General features: G+C 62.9%; 13 protein-coding genes. 4 read left to right on the top strand and 9 right to left on the bottom strand.

Annotated features, from left to right (window positions below):
• Nucleotides 1–3: 3 nt before the first annotated feature.
• From AArcCO_RS00890 to AArcCO_RS00850, 9 genes are all read right to left on the bottom strand, one after another.
• Entirely contained in the window at nt 4–1,428 is a 1,425-nt protein-coding gene (locus tag AArcCO_RS00890; protein WP_259534482.1) for an ATP synthase subunit B, read from the bottom strand.
• Nucleotides 1,429–1,431: 3 nt separating this feature from the next.
• A complete protein-coding gene (locus AArcCO_RS00885) occupies nt 1,432–3,192 on the bottom strand; it encodes an ATP synthase subunit A (RefSeq protein WP_259534481.1) in 1,761 nt (586 codons plus the stop codon).
• A 2-nt stretch (nt 3,193–3,194) separates the two neighbouring features.
• Nucleotides 3,195–3,521, bottom strand: coding sequence for a V-type ATP synthase subunit F (locus AArcCO_RS00880; protein ID WP_259534480.1), 327 nt, complete (start codon nt 3,519–3,521; stop codon nt 3,195–3,197).
• Nucleotides 3,518–4,564: a V-type ATP synthase subunit C gene (locus tag AArcCO_RS00875; RefSeq protein WP_259534479.1), complete on the bottom strand. Its 1,047-nt coding sequence runs from the start codon at nt 4,562–4,564 to the stop codon at nt 3,518–3,520. The genes AArcCO_RS00880 and AArcCO_RS00875 overlap by 4 nt, the downstream gene beginning before the upstream one ends.
• The gene (locus tag AArcCO_RS00870; RefSeq protein ID WP_259534478.1) at nt 4,561–5,139 is read right to left on the bottom strand and encodes a V-type ATP synthase subunit E; all 579 of its coding nucleotides are present in this window, start codon (nt 5,137–5,139) and stop codon (nt 4,561–4,563) included. Before AArcCO_RS00870 ends, AArcCO_RS00875 begins: the two co-directional genes overlap by 4 nt.
• An 18-nt stretch (nt 5,140–5,157) precedes the next feature.
• A complete protein-coding gene (locus tag AArcCO_RS00865; protein WP_259534477.1) occupies nt 5,158–5,436 on the bottom strand; it encodes a V/A-type ATP synthase subunit in 279 nt (92 codons plus the stop codon).
• A 280-nt stretch (nt 5,437–5,716) separates the two neighbouring features.
• Nucleotides 5,717–7,810, bottom strand: coding sequence for a V-type ATP synthase subunit I (locus tag AArcCO_RS00860; protein ID WP_259534476.1), 2,094 nt, complete (start codon nt 7,808–7,810; stop codon nt 5,717–5,719).
• Nucleotides 7,797–8,129, bottom strand: coding sequence for an ATP synthase archaeal subunit H (ahaH, locus tag AArcCO_RS00855; protein WP_259534475.1), 333 nt, complete (start codon nt 8,127–8,129; stop codon nt 7,797–7,799). The genes AArcCO_RS00860 and ahaH overlap by 14 nt, the downstream gene beginning before the upstream one ends.
• Nucleotides 8,130–8,209: 80 nt before the next feature.
• Nucleotides 8,210–9,397 (bottom strand): mechanosensitive ion channel family protein, encoded by a 1,188-nt coding sequence (locus tag AArcCO_RS00850; RefSeq protein ID WP_259534474.1) that lies wholly within the window; start codon nt 9,395–9,397, stop codon nt 8,210–8,212.
• A 144-nt stretch (nt 9,398–9,541) separates the two neighbouring features.
• Between AArcCO_RS00850 and AArcCO_RS00845 the strand changes: the two genes are divergently transcribed.
• From AArcCO_RS00845 to AArcCO_RS00830, 4 genes are all read left to right on the top strand, one after another.
• Nucleotides 9,542–14,230 carry an LAGLIDADG family homing endonuclease gene (locus tag AArcCO_RS00845; protein WP_259536483.1) on the top strand — a complete coding sequence of 1,563 codons (4,689 nt, stop codon included), beginning with the start codon at nt 9,542–9,544 and terminating at the stop codon, nt 14,228–14,230.
• 2 nt (nt 14,231–14,232) lie between these two features.
• A complete protein-coding gene (locus tag AArcCO_RS00840; RefSeq protein ID WP_259534473.1) occupies nt 14,233–14,511 on the top strand; it encodes a DUF7854 family protein in 279 nt (92 codons plus the stop codon).
• 71 nt (nt 14,512–14,582) lie between these two features.
• Nucleotides 14,583–14,921, top strand: coding sequence for a DUF7855 family protein (locus tag AArcCO_RS00835; RefSeq protein ID WP_259534472.1), 339 nt, complete (start codon nt 14,583–14,585; stop codon nt 14,919–14,921).
• On the top strand, nt 14,918–15,796 hold the full coding sequence (locus AArcCO_RS00830; protein WP_259534471.1) for a DUF7856 family protein: 879 nt from the start codon (nt 14,918–14,920) through the stop codon (nt 15,794–15,796). Before AArcCO_RS00835 ends, AArcCO_RS00830 begins: the two co-directional genes overlap by 4 nt.
• Nucleotides 15,797–15,826 lie beyond the last annotated feature (30 nt).

The raw sequence follows: 15,826 nt of genomic DNA, 5'->3' as shown, positions 1-15,826 counted from the left end.
TAGTTACTCCGCCGCCTCGACGACCTGGCGGTCGGTCTCGTCCTCGCGGTAGTGCTGTTCGATCAGGTCCTCGTCGATCCGGTTGAGCTCCTCCTTCGGGAGTTCCGACAGCAGGTCCCAGCCGATTTCGATCGTCTCGTCGATGTCGCGGTTCGTCTGGTACCCCTGCTGGGCGAACTCGCTTTCGAACGCGTCCGCGAAGTCGAGATACTTGTTGTCACGCTCGGAGAGCGCCTCGCGACCCACGATGTTCACCAGGTCGCGGAGGTCCTCCCCCTCTGCGTAGGCGGCGTACATCTGATCGGAGACGTCTGCGTGATCCGCGCGGGTGAGCCCCTCGCCGATCCCGTCGTCCATCAGTCGCGACAGGCTCGGCAGCACGTTGATCGGCGGCTGGATCCCCTGGGAGTTGAGGTCGCGGTCGACGTAGATCTGCCCCTCGGTGATGTACCCCGTCAGGTCGGGGATCGGGTGGGTGTCGTCGTCGCCCGGCATCGTGAGGATCGGGATCTGGGTAACCGAGCCTTCCCGACCCTGGATCCGGCCGGCGCGCTCGTACAGCGTCGCCAGGTCGGTGTACATGTAGCCAGGGTAGCCACGACGGCCCGGCACCTCTTCGCGGGCTGCGCCGATCTCCCGCAGCGCCTCACAGTAGTTGGTCATGTCCGTGAGGATCACGAGCACGTGGTACCCCTTGTCGAACGCGAGGTACTCCGCGGTCGTAAGCGCCAGCCGCGGCGTGACCGTCCGCTCGACTGCGGGGTCGTCGGCCGTGTTCATGAACACGACCGACCGCTCCAGCGCGCCGGTGCGCTCGAAGTCGGCCATGAACTCGTTTGCCTCCTCCTGGGTGATCCCCATCGCACCGAAGATCACTGCGAACTCGGACCCCTCTCCCTCCTCGGCGGCGGCGTCCTCTTCGGGAACCGTCGACTGGCGGGCGATCTGGAGCGCGAGTTCGTTGTGCGGGAGGCCCGATCCGGAGAAGATCGGCAGCTTCTGGCCCCGAACGAGCGTGTTCATCCCGTCGATGGCGGATACGCCCGTCTGGATGAACTCCTCGGGATACTCCCGGGAGTAGGGGTTGATCGCCGCACCGACGATGTCCCGCCGCTCGTCGGGGACGATCTCGGGCCCGCCGTCGATCGGCTGTCCCGAGCCGTCCATCACCCGACCGAGCAGATCCTCGGTGACGGGCATCTTCAGCGTCTCGCCCATGAATCGGACGGACGCGTTCTGGTCGATACCGGAGGTGCCTTCGAACACCTGGATGGCCACGAGGCCCTCCGAGGACTCCAGCACCTGGCCCCGCTTGATCTCCCCCTGTGGGGTCTCGATCTCGACGATCTCGTCGTAGCCGATCGCCTCGTCGACCTCGGCGAACACCAGCGGGCCGCTGATTTCGGTGATAGTCTGGTACTCTTTCATGGTTCAGTAGAGCGCACGGAGCTGTTCGGTGAGCTCGTCGACGAGCTCGTCGACGTACTCTTCGTACTCCTCCTGGACCGCGATTCGGTTGAGTCGCGGTGCGGCGTCGACGTCGATGACCTCCTCGACCGGCACTCCAGCGTCGAGGGCAGAGAACGCCTCGTCGTTGAACGCCTTGATGGCGACGAGAATGCGGTACGTCTTCGTCGGTTCACAGTAGGTGTCGACGTCGTGGAACGCGTTCTGCTGGAGGTACGCCTCCCGGAGGTAGCGTGCCACCTCGAGGGTGAGCTGCTGGTCTTCCGGCAGCGCGTCCTTGCCGACCAGCTGGACGATCTCCTGGAGCTCGCCCTCCTCGTCGAGGGTGTCGATCGCCCACTGGCGGATCTCCGCCCAGTCCTCGGCGACGTTCTCGGTGAACCAGGGATCCAGCTGTTCGCGGTACAGCGAATACGACTCGTTCCAGTTGATCGCCGGGAAGTGCCGGCGCTCGGCGAGGTCGGCGTCCAGCGCCCAGAACGTTTTCACGATCCGCAGGGTGTTCTGGGTGACCGGCTCGGAGAAGTCGCCGCCCGGCGGCGACACCGCGCCGATGACCGACACCGACCCCTCGGTGCCGTTGACGTTCTCGAAGTAGCCGGCGCGCTCGTAGAACTGCGCGAGCCGTGCGGCCAGATAGGCTGGATACCCCTCCTCGCCGGGCATTTCCTCGAGACGGGACGAGATCTCCCGCATCGCCTCGGCCCACCGGGAGGTGGAGTCGGCCATCAGTGCCACGTCGTAGCCCATGTCGCGGTAGAACTCCGCGATCGTGATCCCGGTGTACACGCAGGATTCGCGGGCCGCCACCGGCATGTTCGAGGTGTTGGCGATGAGTGAGGTTCGGGCCATCAGCGGGTTGCCGGTCTTCGGGTCCTCCAGTTCGGGGAAGTCCTCGATCACCTCGGTCATCTCGTTTCCGCGCTCGCCGCAGCCGACGTACACGACGATGTCTGCGTCGGCCCACTTGGCAAGTGAATGTTGGGTGACAGTTTTCCCGCTCCCGAAGGGTCCCGGAATCGCGGCCGTCCCACCCTTCGCGATCGGGAACAGGCCATCGAGGATCCGCTGGCCCGACACCAGCGGCGTCCGGGGCGTCCGCTTTTCGACGGTCGGACGCGGCTCCCGGACCGGCCACTCCTGGTGCATCGTCACTTCCTCGCCGGTGTCGAGTTCGACGACCGTCTCGTCGACGGTGAAGGTGCCGGCCTCGACGGCGGTCACCTCGCCGCCCTCGAAGTCGGGCGGGACCATCACCTTGTGATCGACAGTGACCGTCTCCTCGACGATCCCGACGACGTCACCGGCCTCGACTTCCTCTCCTTCCTCGACGGTGGGCTCGAACTCCCAGGTCTCCTCGAGGTCGATGCCGGGGGCGTCGACCCCGCGGTCGAGGTATGGGCTCCCCATCTTCTCTTCGAGGACGTCCAGGGGACGCTGGACGCCGTCGTAGATGGCGTCGAGCATTCCCGGACCGAGGTCGACCGTCAGCGGCTCGCCCGTGTTCTCGACGGGTTCGCCGGGGCTGACGCCCGAGGTCTCTTCGTACACCTGTATGGTCGTGGTCTCGCCTTCGATCTCGATGACTTCCCCCATCAACCCTTCGTCGCCGACGTAGACGACGTCGTTCATGCGGGCGTCGAGATCGCGGGCGACCACGACCGGTCCGCTGACTCGCTGGATGACACCGGTGTCGGTGGTCTCCTGTTGTGTCGCTTGACTCATGATTAGTCTTCCTCCTCCATCAGATCGATGCCGATGGCGCGTTTGATCTGGTTTCGTAGTCCGCCGCTGCCGGCGCTGCCGCCCAGCGTCACGAGCGTCGGTTCGATGCTCGTCTCGACGGACTCCCGGACGCCACGGGAGAGATGCTCCATGTCCTCGTCGTGCATCACGATGATGCCGACGTCGTCGTCCGCGAGGGTCCGTTCGACCGCGTCGTCGAGCTGCTCGTCTTTGTCCTCTTCCGGGACGTTCTCGAACTTTCTGACGCCGGCCAGGCGGAATCCGGTAGTGAACTCCGGACTGCCGATGACGGCGATTTCCTGGCTCATATGATCACCAGCTCCCGTTCGATCTCTTCCTCGGACAGTCCCGCTTCCTTGCCGCGGGCGATCGCACGGATGTTCTCGACCTCGCGCTCCTTCGCGAGGATGTACGAGGCGATCGGTGTGATCGACACCGGATACACGTACCCGAGACGGTCCGAGTACTCCAGTAGGGCGGCGTCGACGGCGTGCTCGAACGCGATGAGGCTGTCGGCCTCCTCCAGCTGCCCGAGTGCGTCGGACAGCTCGTCAGCGTACTGGCTCTCCCGGATGTAGCCGACCAGCTCGTCGAGGTTGTTCGCGAGCTGGGCGAGCTGTGACTCCGTAAACAGCTTCCCCCCGGCGATGTAGTACTCGGCGGGGTCGATGGCGGCCGTCGATCGCGCGAGTCGGAGGGCGTTTCTGGCGTTCCGGAAGTCGATCTCCGCCTGGAGGAACTCCCGGTACTGGGTGGTGGGTTCGTCGCCACCGATGTCGGCGATCAGGTGGTCGTAGTACGCCCGATCGATCGCGTTCTCGAGCGGTACCAGCACGTCGGTCTCCTCGTAATCGGCAAACGCCGCGGCGAGATCATCGCCGAACAGCGTGTCCTCGAGCACGTCGACGGCAGCCTCGATCGTCCCGGCTTCCAGCAGCCGGGAGATCAGCCGGTCGTCGAACTCGCCGGCACGGATGAGGTCCGACTCGATTGCCTCGCGGGAAGCGTCCGTGTAGATTCCCCGGAGTACAGTCTTGGCGTTCCAGGCGTCGAACTTCCGGAGATATCGCGCCAGAAGGTCGTACAGCCGACCCTCTGCCCAGCCGAGAATGGTGTTAAACTGCTTTGCCAGGTTCCGGTTGAGCGCGTACTCGATGAGGTCGACCCCGGAGTACCGCGTCCCGAGCGCGTTGATCTCGGGTTTGTACGTCGACTCCTCCATGAACCGGGCGATCTCCGCCGGCGTCATGCGGATGAGCTTCCGGTACTCCTCGTCGGAGTAGAGGCTTCCGCGGCGGGCGCGGACTCTGGCGACCACGTACTCCGTGTTCGAACTCCCGGCGGTGCTCATTGCTCGAACAGTTTGTCGCTCAGCTCTTTGAGATGCCGGTTCCAGACCTCTTCGAGCAGCGAGTCGAACGTATTGTTCACTTTCACCCGCGAGCCCTCGCCCTCGACGACGACGCCGCCCAGACAGTCGTAGGCGTCGCCCACGCTGGCGTCCTCGACGTCCGACAACAGCGCCTCGAGCAGCTCGCCGTCCTCCTCGCGGCCGCGAACGACGACGGTTTCGTCGTCGAACTCGGCGAGAGCCGACTCCAGCAGCGCCTCGGTGAGCTCCTCGCGACGGTCACCGTCCAGTTCAGTCAGCGCACCTTCAGTCTCCTCCCGGACCTCCGAGAGGAGGTCGCGACGAGCCTCGAGCCGTTCCTGTTTCGCCTCGAGTTTGGCGCTCGAGAGCGATCGGTCGCGCTCCTGCTCGATCGTGCGCTCGACCTCCGCCTTTCGCTCCTGTCGGATGCGCTCGGCGTCCTCCTCGGCACTGGAGACGATCTCCTCGGCCTCCGCCTCGGCGTCCTCGATGAGTTCGTCCGCACGCGCGCGGGCTTCCTCTCGAATGTCCTCAACGACAGTGTCCAGACTCATTTGTGAAAGGTAGGTCGGTTAGACCAGGAACACGACGACCAGCGCGAGGATGACGAGCGTTTCCGGGATGACTGTCAGAATCAGGCCACGGACGAACAAGTCCTCGTCTTCGGCCATTGCGCCGACCGCGGCGGCACCGATGCCACGTTCGGCGTATCCCGATCCGAGCGCGGCGAGGCCGACGGCGATCGCCGCCGCCGCGCTCGCGAGGTGTTGGGCAGCCTCCGGGTCCCATCCGCCAGTCTCAGCACCGTTCTGCAGTACGAAATTTCCGAGTTCGTGTGCGATTTCGATCATTTGTATCAATCCACTTCGAGTAGTGTTCGCCGCTCTCCGAACAGTAACTTATTGCTGCCAGAAGTGCCATAAAGCTTCCCAAAGACGTTCGTCGCAGGGCCCGAACCGGCTGTTTTCTCCGAGATCGAATGTGTAAAGTGCGTGCACAGGAGTGACGGGTTTTGAAAAGGGAGAAATCGACCGAAGCGAACGTGGTCGCCAGGGAATCGGCTGTCGAAACAGTCGAGGGAAAGAGCCGACGAACTGGAAACAGTCGAGGGAAAGAGCCGACGAACGGCAGTCAGCCTCTCGTGAACCGGCGGACGTAGCCGAACGGGTCGTACTTCCGGCCGCCGCCCTCGTAGAACTTGTTGAAGAACTCGACGTATTCGAGACGGATCCCCTGAATGCCGGCGGCAGTGATTCCGAGCATCAACACGACGATGTGACCCAGGATCGCCACCAGGATGCCACCGACGATGCCGACGGCACCCTGCGTCGTCAGCCCTGCGAAGACGATGTCCTGGCCGGCTGCCTGCGCCTCAGCGAGGTTCGAGGGAGTGAACATGAAGACGAAGCTGCCGTCCTCGATGTAGGCGCCGAACGCGAGCAGGTTCGCGGCGACCGCCATCCCACCTTTCGCGAGGAGCACAGCAGTCATCCGCGTGTAGGAGACCGCGTTCACGAGCGGCGACAGCACCTCGGGCAGTTCCTGAGGCTCGCCGACGGCGAGCAGTACTGCGCCGACGACCACGGCAACGAGGCCGAGGAGGCCGACGATCTCGGGGAGCCCCTGCGTCTGTATCCCGAGCGTCGTCTCGAACGCCGCAAACAGGATCTCCGGTTTGGCCTCGTAGTAGTGGGAACTGAACACCCACACCCACAGGCCGTTCAGCAGGAGCAGCCACGAGCCGGCCTCGTACATGGCATGTTTGAGGTCGTGGTGCTGGATCGTACTCACGAACGACAGCACGTAGCCGATGTTGAGGTGGAGCACCCCGAACAGCACTGTCACGACCAGCCAGGCCTGGGCCCAGCTCGTGTAGCCTGGAGCGACGCCTTTCGCCATCTCCGTGTCCAGGAGGTGGTGACCGAAGACGTCCCCGCCGAAGGGGAACCCGAAGAAGATCGTGAAGGCGCCGGCCCACATCGCGACAGCGCCGACGTTTTTCATCCCGGCCGTGTCGTACGTCTTCCAGAAGTAGTAGCCCATCGCGACGTAGAGGATTCCGTAGCCGATGTCCGAGATCATGAACCCGAACATCAGCGGGAACGTGAGAAACACCAGCAACGTCGGATCGAACTCCGAGTACTTCGGCCGGGAAACCGCATTGACGAGGGTCTCGAACGGCGAGGCGATCGTCGGGTTGTCCTGAACGACCGGCGGTTTCTCGCTGCTCGTCTCGTAGCCACCGTCGGCCGCAGCCTCGCCGACTGCTTCGTTGTGGTGATCGCCGTCGGGAGTAAACGCCGCCCGCTCGATCTCCTCGACTTCCGCGTGGTCGCCGACCGCATCGCGGATGGCCCCCTCGAACTCCTCGTAGCGCTCGGTCGGGATCCATCCCTCGGCGACGAACGCGTTGGCGGTCGTCGCAAACGAAAGCGGTGCGTCGCGCTTCTGTGCGTCGATCGAGAGTTCCTCTTCGGCTGCGAGCAGGAAGTCTGCCGCTTCCCGCTTTACGACCTCGAGTTCGCTTTCGACGTTGTCGAGCTTCGAGTCGAGCTGGCGCCGTCGCGAGCGGAGCTCACGGACGTAATCCTCGGGACTCCCCTCGGCTGCCGGGACGTCGATCGGCTGGAAGTCGATGCCGACGAGCGCGTCCGCGATCGGGTCCTCCGAGTCCGTCTCCGACCGGGCGAACACGGCGACCGTCCGGTCGCCGGAAAACAGCTCGAACGGACCGATCGACTCCGCCCCCGAGAGCGCTTCCTCGACGTCCTTGGGTTTGCCGAGCCCGACCGCCACCGCGAGGGTGTCGTAGCCCGACAGCAGGTCCAGTTCGATACCCAGGTCGGCGAACGGCTCCATCGCGTCGATCTCCTCGTCGATCTCCCGGAGCTCGTCTTTCAGTTCCTCCCGCCTGTCGTCGAGTTCGTTTACCCGCTCGCGGACCTCCTCGAGTTCCGCCTCGATGTCGTCGTCCGAGAGGGCTTTTCGCACGCCGGCGTCCTCGGGATCGAGATCGAGAACGCTCTCGAGAGCGCGAACGGTCACCAGCTTTTCGGACGTCTCCTCGGCCCCGTCGATCGGATTGCCTGGGGAGAACCCCTCCCAGGAGCCGTCGTACTCGCTGATGTGGAGCAGGTTGAGGTCGTGTACGGCCTCGATGACGTCGTCCAGTACCCGCTTGGATCCCGTCACCGAGACCTTGCTCATCCGCTCAGGTCTGAGCATATACCGCCTCCTCGAACCGTTCCAGCGCGAGGTCGACAACCTCGTCGAACCGGTCGCGTGCTCGCTCTTCGAGTTCGGCCCGATCTTCCCCGCCCGACTCGAGGATCTCTTCCCGTTCGGTTTCGATCTCCTCGCGGGCCTCCTCGAGTCGCGTCTGGGCCGCCTCCTCGGCCTCCTGTTGTGCCTCACTCCGGATTCGGTCGGCCTCGCTTCGGGCCTCCTCGATGATCTTGTCGGCTTCGGCGCTGGCCTCCTCGACGATCTGGTCGGCCTCGCGCTCGGCGGCTTTCACTCGTTCGAGAACTTCGGGTCTCGCCATATTCGTCGTGTACATCATGCAAATCGGCGTATAAGGTGTTTGCGAAACCGGGACGTACCGTCCGGAAGCGGCGACGCGGCTCAGTCGATCGATTGGTTCACAGCCTCTTCAGGGACCTCGTGAGAGCCTTCGGGGAAATGGACGTCGCGCTGTGGGTACGGAATTTCGACGTCGTTCTCGCCGAATCGTCGGTAGATCTCCTGGTTTATCCGGTGAACCGCCCGGGGTTCACGCGCAGGATGTGGGATGAACCCGCGTAATTCGTATTCGAGACCGCTGTCGCCGAATTCCAGAAACCTGACCTCGTGGGAGGGGGTATCGATTACGAGGTCGAGGTCCTCGGCGACACTGTCGAGTATCGACTCCACCGTGTCGATGTCGGAGCCGTACGCGACCTGTACGGGAACCCGAACGCGCTTGTACCGCTGTGGCGCCGACTCGTTTACGACCTGCGAGGAGTTGAGCACGGAGTTCGGAACCGTCACCATCACCCGATCCCGGGTGAGGAGGGTCGTCGATCTGAGCCCGATGTCGACGACGGTGCCCCTCTCACCGGATTCGAGCACGATGAAATCACCCAGTTTGTAGGTGTCGTCGAAGTACAGCGCGATCCCTCCGATGAAGTTCGCGACAGCGTCCCTGGCGGCAAAGCCGATGACGATCCCGAGCACCCCCGCTGAGGCAAGAAGCGGCGTGACGTCGATCTGCCAGATCGACAACAGCGAGACGAACGCGATCGACACGACCGCGACCGACCAGATGTTTTTCAGCATCGGCGCGAACTCGTAGCTCTTGTCGCGATCCTTCAACTGGCTCAGCGATCGGTTTCCGATCCGGATCCCCGCCCGGGTCCACATCACGAGGATCACTGTCAGAATCACGTTCCGAACTCCGCCGACCGCCAGTTCCAGTTCGACGAGCGCGAGGCTCTCGAGGACGCCCCACAGGAACACAGACACGTACAGCGGGAGGGTGATCTCCTCGAAGAAGACGGTTCTGAGTGATCCACCGTCCCCGATCGACCGGACGAGCCACTTCCCCGCGAGTTCGATGAGTTTCGCCGCGATGACCGCGCCCGCGAGGATCACGAGCACCTGGGCCCACGTGGGGAGTCCGGCGAGGAGTTCGAACTCCCCGGACGGCGTCGGCGTCTGTGCCGGTATTGGTACCGGTGGGGCGAACTGTGGGAATCCAGATCCAACCCCGGGATCAGTCACTGTCGCATCCATCCCCCCGCCAGGATAGCCAGCGTCACCCAGCACCTGCATACGGTCATATTCTGTAGAGACCACCGAAACAATTGCGCCTTCGACATCCCGACCGACGGCAGGAAGTTGTCATGTGGTTTGCAACTGTTCAGTTCCGCCCCGCGAGCATGAGGTTCATACGTGATGCCGACGTATCCCGGCGCGATGGCCACGGCTGGAACGGACGACCTCACCGAGCGATTCATCCAGTTTTACCGCAACTACTACCGCGAGCAGATCGGGCAGCTCGCCCAGCGATACCCCAACGAACAGCGGTCGCTGTACGTCGACTACGACGACCTGTACACGTTCGATCCCGACCTCGCGGAGGACTACCTGGCAAAGCCGGAACAGTTCCGCGAGTACGCCGAGGAGGCGCTGCGGCTGTACGACCTTCCGGCGGACGTGAGTCTCGGACAGGCTCACGTTCGGGTCGAGAACCTCCCGCGATCGAAAACGATCGACATTCGCGGGATCCGTGTCCAGGACGACCACATCGGCCGGATGATCGCCGTCCAGGGGATCGTCCGGAAGGCGACCGACGTCCGCCCGAAGATCACCGAAGCCGCCTTCGAGTGCCAGCGCTGCGGGACGATGACCTACATCCCCCAGTCGGATTCGGGCTTTCAGGAGCCCCACGAGTGTCAGGGCTGTGAGCGACAGGGTCCGTTCCGCGTCAACCACGATCAATCGGAGTTCATCGACTCCCAGAAGCTTCGGGTTCAGGAGTCGCCCGAGGGGCTGCGCGGGGGACAGACACCCCAGGCGATCGACGTCGACGTCGAAGACGACATTACTGGCAAGGTGACGCCCGGCGACCACGTCACCGTCGCCGGCGTGTTACACATCGAGCAGATGACCGACGGCAACGAGAAGACTCCCGTCTTCGACCTGTACATGGACGGCGTCTCCATCTCGATCGAGGACGAGGAGTTCGAGGACATGGACATCACCCAGGACGACGTCCAGGACATCATCGAACGCTCGAGCGAGGACGACATCTATCAGCAGATGGTCGATTCGGTGGCGCCGTCGATCTACGGCTACGAACAGGAGAAACTCGCGATGATCCTCCAGCTGTTCTCCGGCGTCACCAAACACCTCCCGGACGGCTCCCGGATCCGGGGAGACCTGCACATGCTGTTGATCGGAGATCCTGGCACGGGGAAATGCGTCGCCGGGGATACGATGGTGACGCTGGCGGACGGCCGTCGGGTGCCAATACGCGAACTGGTCGAGGATACCCTCGACGACCCAAAGCCGGTCGACGACGGAGTGTACGACGAGGTCGATATATGTCTTCCCTCGATGAATCGTGACGGGACATTCAATGCTGGATATGCCACGAGAGTATGGAAACGTGAGGCACCAGAACGAATGATCCGTATTCGGACAGCATCGGGAAAGGAAATCGAGGCCACACCGTCGCATCCGTTGTATGTCCAATCGGGCGGAGAACCGTCGCCGGTTGTTGCAGATGATCTCACCGAGGGAACGTTTATAGCAACGCCAAGGACCCTAGATACGAAAGGAGACGACACGTTCCCTGGAGAGTATAGACGTTCGCGGTCGGCCAATTCACAACCGCTCGAACTTCCCGAGGAATGGACCCCATCCCTCGCACGATTACTCGGATATATCATTGCCGAAGGGTACGTTGAACGGAGGGACGATAACACCGGGTTTATTTCGATTTGTAATAACGATGAGGAGATACTCTCAGATGTGAAAGATGCGTTAGACAGAATCAACGTCAATTACTTTGAACGAGATCCTCACAGAGGCAAATCTGCGCGTGAAGTTATTGCATCGTCTGGACAATTAGCCAGTCTACTCGAAAACATAGATCAAAGACTACTCGAAGGCTCTGCTGCCCAGCGAGTGCCGGCTGCAATCCAGTTAGCAAATCGACGAACGAAACGGGAATTCTTAAAGGCGTATATCGAGGGCGAGAGTCACGTTTCGACGACGCAACGTGAAATTACTGTTGCCTCAATGAGCAAAGAGCTGCTCGAAGATGTCCAACACTTGTTGCTATTTTTCGGTATATACAGCCAATTACGCGAAAGAGACAATGGAAGCTATCGTCTCAGAATATCCGGAAACGATGCTGCGAGATATATTAATGAAATCGGATTCATCTCGGAACGGAAATCAAAAACAGCGTCCCGATTTAAAGAGGTACGGAGCAATACCAACACCGATGTCGTTCCTAGCATGGGAGATGTATTGCGTGACCTGCGGGAAAGTCTTGAGTTAACGCAGAGGGAGTGTGGCATACCCCGTACAACGTACCAGCACTACGAACGGGGAGACCGAAATCCAAGTAGAACCAGCCTTCGAACCGTCGTTTCGCAGTTCAAAAACACGTTTGACGAAAGAGAACCAGTTCAAAGTCGATCTCTCACAGACGGTGGACGAGGAATCGGCGAGCGTATCCAGTCCCTTACAAATCTCGTCGAGAATCAGGTTCAGTGGGATAAAATAGAACGAATCGAAGAGATCGACCCATCATATGAATGGGTCTACGATCTTGAGGTCAAGGGGACTCACAACTACCTCTCGAACGGGATCGTCTCACACAACTCCCAATTGCTCTCCTACATCCAAAACATCGCCCCGAGATCGGTGTACACCTCGGGGAAGGGAAGCAGTTCGGCAGGGCTTACGGCTGCAGCTGTACGCGACGACTTCGGCGACGGCCAGCAGTGGACGCTGGAGGCCGGCGCGCTCGTGCTCGCGGACAAGGGGATCGCGGCAGTCGACGAATTGGACAAGATGCGATCGGAGGACCGGTCTGCGATGCACGAAGCGCTGGAACAGCAGTCATACCACCCGGAAACGGAGGTACTGCTCGCGGACGGCAGGCGCGTGGAGATCGGTCCGTTCGTCGACCGGCTCTTCTCGGAGCGAAACGACGAGGTCACAGACGGCGTAGACTGCGAGATCCTTCCCGTCGACGACGTCTCGGTCCACTCGACGGATCTCGAAACGAACGAGACGCGAAAGGTCCCCGTCGATCGAGTCAGCCGCCACGAAGCCCCCGAGGAGTTCGTCCGGGTGACGTTCTCCAACGGCCGCAGCGTCACCGTGACCCCCGAGCACCCCATGTTCGTTTCGAGGGACGGGGAGACGAAAACCGTCCCCGCACGCGACGTCGACGTCGACGAGTTCGTTCCGGCACCGCGACAGTTGCCGAATTCGGCCGCGGCGGTCGAACTGGCGGAGGCGCCTCACGTCGGAAAGGAAACGGACGTGACGTTGCCTGACGAGATGAGCCCGAAACTCGCGGAGTTCCTTGGATTCCTCGTCGCGGAGGGACACTCGTACGTGGGTCGCACCCACGAAATCGGGTTCTCGAACCAGGACCAGCGACTGCTCGATCGAGTCGGGAAACTCGTCGACGACCTCTTCGGTATGTCGACCGCGGATCATGCGAATGCGGCCGGTACGATTACGATGGCGTTGATTTCGACGAAGCTCTACCGATGGTTCGAGTCGAACTTTCCGGAGCTTTTGAACACGGCCAGGGACAAGCGAATCCCGGCGAAGGTGCTCGCGGCCTCACAGGAGGAAATCCGACGGTTCCTCGTGGGCGCGTTCGCCGGGGACGGCGGCGTCGAGAGCGAAGCGATGTCATTCTCGACGGCGTCCCCCGGGCTCGCCGAAGACTACGCGGACGCGCTCTCGAAGATCGGCGTCGCGTCGCGGACCCACCACGACACCGCCGAAGATTCCTGGAAGGTGTACGTCATGGGCGACTCCGTCGGTCGGTTCGTCGACGCCGTCGTGGAGGACACGCCGAATAAGATCGCTACCGGGGAGCCCGAACGCTCTGACCGCTCCGACGGAAACGGCGACCTGCGGTATTACCGAATCAGGAACGTCGAACGGATCCCGAACGAGGGCGAAAACGCCTGCGACTGGGTGTACGACGTCACCGTAGAACCGACGAACACGTTCGTCAGCAAGGGCGTCGTGCTCCACAATTCTATCAGCATTTCAAAGGCCGGAATAAATGCCACCCTCAAGTCCCGCTGTTCGCTGCTGGGCGCCGCGAACCCCAAGTACGGCCGGTTCGACCAGTACGAACCACTGGGCGAGCAGATCGACCTGGAGCCGGCGCTGATCTCGCGGTTCGACCTCATCTTCACCGTCACCGACCAGCCGGATCCCGACCACGACGCCCGGCTGGCCGATCACATCCTGACGACGAACTACGCCGGGGAGATGAACACCCAGCGCGAGCGGCTCGCCACCTCGGAGTTCACCGAATCGGAGGTCCAGCAGGCCACCCAGGAGGTGGAGCCGGTGCTCGACCAGGAGCTGTTGCGAAAGTACATCGCCTACGCGAAGCGCAACTGCTTCCCGACGATGACCGACGAGGCGCGGGAAGCGATCCGAGACTTCTACGTCGACCTGCGTGCCCAGGGCGCCGACGAGGACGCCCCAGTCCCCGTGACCGCCCGGAAGCTGGAGGCGCTGGTGCGGCTCTCGGAGGCGAGCGCCCGCGTCCGGCTGTCCGACACCGTCGACCGCGAGGACGCCGAGCGGGTGATCGACATCGTCGAGTCGAGTCTCCAGGACATCGGCGTCGACCCCGAAACCGGCCAGTTCGACGCCGACGTGATCGAGACCGGCACCTCGAAGAGCCAGCGCGACCGGATCAAGAGCCTGAAGGGACTCATCGAGGAGCTCGAAGACGAGTTCGAGGAGGGCGCGCCGGTCGACGAAGTTCTCGAGCGGGCCGACGAGGTGGGGATGGATCCCACCAAGGCTGAAGACGAAATCGAGAAGCTCCGCGCGAAAGGCGAGGTGTACGAACCGCGGCAGAACCACCTCCGGACCACGTGAGGATGGATCGGATCTCCGCGCTCAGGAACGTAGAGGAAGCGCTGCGCGCGTTCGAGGCGGGCGAGGCGGACCTCGCGACGACCGAGGAGCGCGTGGTCGGCGTCCTCCGGACGTACGCGACCGACTTCGAGGGTGAGGAGACGCTGTTCCGGGCGACCGCCCCCGACGCCGCCGCCGGTGCCGTGGTCGTGGCCCCCTCCGCCCCGGCAGCGGCCGAACGGATCGGTACCCTCCGCGACCTCGACTGTGACCACGACGAAATCGACCTCGAACGAGTGTAATATATTCCACAGATATTATTGTTGTATCTATTCTCGAAAGATATATTTGAGTGTCGGAATTCTTCGAATATATGTTGTTCGTGGCGACGTATTCGCAGGAGGCGCGGACGACGTTGCGAAACGTTTGTCGGTCACACGCGGACGTCGTCGTCCAGCGGTTCGGACGGGCGGTCCTGTTCGTAGAGACTGCGTTTGCGGGGTTCCTGGCGCTACGGATGCGGTACAAGCACGGTGAGGACGTCCAGATCGAGCGAACCGAGCCGTTCAACGAGTTCGCAGACGTTTCCGAGCGGATTCGAACGGCGGCGAGAGCCTACGAGGAACGGAGGGAACAGAACACGCCGTACGCCAAGTTCGCCGCCGGTACCGAACTTCCGGATCCGGACGAACTCCGGGGGCGAGAGCTTTGAGCAGGGGACGTGGATGGTCCGCCGGAACGTGTGGGCGGGATCTACGCGACCTCGGCGTGTCACCGGCTGCCGCTCACGCCGCGATCCGGGACGGGAAGAGGATCGACGAGCTGGTCGCCACCGCTCGAATAACTTCGGAGGGAGGCAAACAGCGTCCGGGCGACCCGGAGGCATACGACGTGCTCGGCCCGGCCGGAAAACCCGAGACGACCGTCCGGCGGCTGGTGGCCGCCGCAGCACGGACACGTGGACTGACGACCACACACGACGACGTGATACGAGATCTCGAAGCGGAGCTTTCCTCGATCGAGCTGCCGGATCCCGAACGGGAGCTCGAAGCGGCGAAACGGAAGATCGTCGAGGTCTCGAGGAACGAGGCGGAGCTGCGAGAGCGGATCGCGGCGCTTCGCGGCCGGCTACGAACGGAGCGGGAGCTCGGCGAGTCGACCGAGGAAACAACCGAGGCGCTCGAAGCGGCGGTCGCAGAGCTGTCGGAGGCGTCGACCGAGCGGATCGCGGCCGAGCAGGCGCTCGAGGCGGCAAAGCGGGATGCTCGAAAGGCGCGGAGCGTTCGGAATCGGCGATTGAAGCTGCAGGACCGCCTCGAGAACCGGCGACGGGAGGCGAGAGCGACCCTCGCAGACGCGCTGTCCGAGGAGTTCCATGCAGCCCGGAAGCGCGCTGGATCGCTCGTCGACGGAGATTCGAACGGGACGATCGGATCGGAGTTCGGGGGAACGGCATCACAGCTGGCCGCCGTCGCGCTCGCGGACCTCGAGGTGCCGATCGTGGTCGACGCCAGCGAGACCGCCATCGGCGACGCCGGGCGGGCGGCCCACATCCTGGAGGTCGACGTCTGGCTCTGCGAGGAATGATTCAAACCGGAAGAGGAAGCACTCGTCGGC

This window comes from Halalkaliarchaeum sp. AArc-CO, assembly GCF_024972735.1.
Lineage (GTDB): Archaea > Halobacteriota > Halobacteria > Halobacteriales > Haloferacaceae > Halalkaliarchaeum.
Note: the sequence above shows the minus strand (reverse complement) of the source record. Positions and strands in the feature narration are given on the sequence as shown.